Here is a 3,410-nt window from a genome sequence, read left to right on the forward strand (position 1 = left end):
CAGCGAGAGCATGTCGGACAGTTCGGGAAGGCGCAGCGCCCAGCAGGCGGCGCCGTAGATCCCGATCCCGACCGCGACCGGGACGAGCGCGCCGACGGCGCGGACGGCGAGCGACGCCGTGCCGAGCGTCGCCTCGATCGCGCGGGCCGCGCCCCACGCGCCGAGCCCCATCGGCGCCGCCGCGGCGAGGCACTTGAGCGTCCCGCCCCAGACCGCGCCGCCCACCGGACCGCACGAACGGCGGAAGGCGATCGTCAGCACCGCGAAGTTGACCAGCGCCGCGAGCGACGTGCCGAAGGCGAGGCCGCGATGGCCGAACTTCTCGAAGCAAAGCGCGTTGAAGACGACGTTCGCCGCGACCGCCGAGACCGACGCGACGAGCGGCACGCGCGCGCGGCCGAGCGCGTAGAACGCCGGGGCGACGACCTTCACCGCGGAGTAGGCGAACAGACCCACCGCGTACCAGACGAGCGCCCCCGCGGTCGCCTCGGTGTCGGCCGCGGTGAAGTTCCCGCGCTGGTAGATCAGCCGGATGATCGGCGCGGCGAGGACGATCAGCCCCACCGTCGCCGGGATCGTGAGGAACGAGACGAGCCGCAGCGACTGCCCGAGGGTCTGCGACATCCCGGCCATGTCGCGCGCCGCGGCGCGCTTGGCCAGCGCCGCGGTGGCGATCGTCCCGACCGCCACGCCGAACAGCCCGAGCGGCAGCTGCATCAGCCGGAAGGCGTAGTTGAGCCACGCCGCGCCGCCGGCGACGTGGCTGGCGAACATGCTGTTGACGACGATGTTGACCTGCGTCGCCGCGAGCCCGACGGTCGCCGGCCCCATCAGCAGCGCCATCCGCCGCATCCCCGCGTCGCGGAACGCCAGGTCGAGCGAGGGGCGGAAGCGCCATCCCTCCCGCCGCAGCGCCGGGACCTGCACGAGGAACTGCGCCGCGCCGCCGAGCAGCGTTCCGACCGCCCAGCCCGCGACGGCGATCCGCGGGTCGAGCCCCTTCAGCCAGAGCGCCGCGCCGACGACGATCGAGACGATGTTGAAGCAGGCCGGCGCGAAGGCGGGGACGAAGAAGTGGTCGAGGGAGTTGAGCATCCCCATCGCCACCGCGGCGAGCGAAACGAGCGGCAGGAAGGGGAGCATGATCCGGGTCAGATGGACGGCCAGCTCCTGCTTCCCCGGCGTGTCGGCGAATCCCGGCGCGATGCCGGAGACGATCGCGTCGGCGCCGAAGAGCCCGAGCAGCACCAAGGCGCCGAGGATCGCGCAGAGGGTCGTGGTCAGCCGGTTGGCGAGGAGGAACGCCTCCCGCCGCGAGCGGTTGCGGAGCGTCGCGGTGAAGGTCGGCACGAACGCCGCGGAGAGCGCCCCCTCGGCGAAGAGGTCCCGCAGCAGGTTCGGGATGCGGAAGGCGATGACGAAGGCGTCGCTGACGACCGTCGCGCCGAAGAGGGCCGCGAACAGCTGGTCGCGGACCAGGCCGAGCAGCCGCGAAAGGAGCGTGCCGAACGAGACGAGCCCCGCGGCCCGCGCCAGCCGTCGAGCCTGCCGCGGCGCTTCGGCCGGCTGCCCGCTCTCGTTCCGCTCGTCGCTCACGAAGCCGGAGATTGCCCGTTTCGCGGCCGCGCGTCAATAATCCCGCCATGAACGACCCCGAAGAGATCCGGTACGAGGAGCTGACCGCCGCGCCGACCGAGGAGATCGTCGCCCTCTACCGCGCGGGCGGCTGGTGGACCGAGAGCGACGCCGCGCGCGCGGCGATCCCGAAGATGATTCGCGGTAGCTTTTGCTTCCTCGGGGCCCGGCGGCCGGACGGCCGGCTGGTCGGGATGGCCCGCGCGATCTCGGACGGCGCGAGCGACGCGTACATTCAGGACGTCGTCGTGCTGCCGGACTGGCGCGGCCGGGGCATCGGGGGCGAAATGATCCGCCGCCTCGTGGCGCGGTGCCGCGCGGCGGGGATCGAATGGATAGGCCTGGTGGCCGAGCCCGGAACGATCCCGTTCTACGAGCGGCTCGGCTTCGCGGCGCTCGAAGGGTTCACGCCGCTCCGCCACGGCCTTAAGGCGCGACCTTGAACGACACCTTTCTGGGGTTCCAGTTTCGCTCGGTGCGGCGCGAGGACGCCGCAGAGCTGCGGGCGTTCCTCGCTTCCCATTGTCACTCGCTGACCGGCTACACCTGTTCCTGCCTCGCCGCGTGGGACGGCCTGTTCGACTACCGCTGGGTTCGTCCCGGTCCCGACGCGCTCCTCGTCTCCTACGTCGAGAAGGGGGAGCGCCACCTGCTGCAGCCGCTCGGCCGGTTCGGCGACTTCGCCGGACAGGTGCTGGAGGCGGCGCGCGCGCTGCCGTACCCGCTGCGGATCGTCGGCGTCGAGCGCCCGTTCATCGAGCGCAACCCCGAGTTCGCGGCGCGCTTCGACGTCGTCTCGGAACGCGAGAACGCGAACTACATCTACCGCGTCGAGGACCTCGCCACGCTCGCCGGCCGCGCCTACGCCGGGAAGCGGAACCACATCGCGCAGGCCCGGCGCGAGTACGAGTGGACCGTCGAGCCGTTCCGCGCCGACTCGGTCCCCGACGCGCGGCGGGTCCTCGCCGACATCGACGCCGAGGAGGGGTGGCCGGTGCGCGGCTCGCTGCGCGAGGAACTCCGGGCGCTGAACACGACGCTCGACCTCTTCCCGTGCCTCGGGCTCGACGGCATCCTGATCCGCGTCGGCGAGCGGCCCGCGGCGTTCGCGCTGTTCGAGATGCAGTGCCCGGAGACCGCCGTCGTCCACTTCGAGCGGGCGCTCCGCTCGTTCAAGGGGATGCACCAGATCGTCGTCCAGGAGACGGCGAAGCTGCTGGCGGCGCGCGGCGTGCCGCGCGTCAACCGCGAGGAGGACCTCGGCAACGAGGGGCTCCGCAAAGCCAAGGAGTCGTACCATCCCGTGGAGTTGGCCGAGTCGCTGCGCCTGACGCTCCGCGCGCCGGAGGCGGGCGCCGACGGAAGGAGAGACTGACCGATGCCCAAGATCAACCTGCCGACCGACATCACCCCCGAAATGAAGGAAGCGAAGAAGGACTACCTCGACCGCCACACGCCGCACGTCGTCGCCCCGGCGAAGGTCAAGAAGGGGGAGACGTTCCAGGTGCTGGTGCGGATGGGGCAGGACTACGTCCATCCCGACCTCGAGGAGCACTACATCCAGTACCTCCAGCTCTACAAGGGGGACAAGCTGCTGGCGACGGCGATCTACAACCCCAAGGCCTCGACCGCCGGCAAGGACCCCGCGTCCGGCCACCAGCAGGCGGCGTTCTTCGTCTCGCTCGACGCGCCGGCCAAGTTCTCCGCGATGTCCTACTGCACGCTGCACGGCCTCTGGGTCAGCGAAGAGGTCCACGTCGAAGTCGAGTAGTCCA

The 3,410-nt window shown here is 71.5% G+C and carries 4 protein-coding genes; 3 read left to right on the forward strand and 1 reads right to left on the reverse strand.

Annotated features, from left to right (window positions below; translation table 11 throughout):
- Positions 1-1,596, reverse strand: a 1,596-nt coding sequence (gene murJ, locus LLG88_07425; protein ID MCE5246735.1) for a murein biosynthesis integral membrane protein MurJ, incomplete at its 3' end; no start/stop codon positions are given.
- Between the two features lie 47 nt (positions 1,597-1,643).
- On the opposite strand from murJ, the gene LLG88_07430 reads away from it, so the two are divergent.
- From LLG88_07430 to LLG88_07440, 3 genes are read left to right on the forward strand one after another with little or no spacing between them, the layout of a single operon-like run.
- On the forward strand, positions 1,644-2,078 hold the full coding sequence (locus LLG88_07430) for a GNAT family N-acetyltransferase (GenBank protein MCE5246736.1): 435 nt from the start codon (positions 1,644-1,646) through the stop codon (positions 2,076-2,078).
- The gene (locus LLG88_07435; GenBank protein MCE5246737.1) at positions 2,075-3,010 is read left to right on the forward strand and encodes a phosphatidylglycerol lysyltransferase domain-containing protein; all 936 of its coding nucleotides are present in this window, start codon (positions 2,075-2,077) and stop codon (positions 3,008-3,010) included. The genes LLG88_07430 and LLG88_07435 overlap by 4 nt, the downstream gene beginning before the upstream one ends.
- 3 nt (positions 3,011-3,013) lie before the next feature.
- Entirely contained in the window at positions 3,014-3,406 is a 393-nt protein-coding gene (locus tag LLG88_07440) for a dethiobiotin synthase (GenBank protein MCE5246738.1), read from the forward strand.
- The last annotated feature ends 4 nt before the right edge of the window (positions 3,407-3,410 follow it).

The organism is bacterium, from assembly GCA_021372775.1.
In the GTDB taxonomy this organism is placed as follows: domain Bacteria; phylum Acidobacteriota; class Polarisedimenticolia; order J045; family J045; genus JAJFTU01.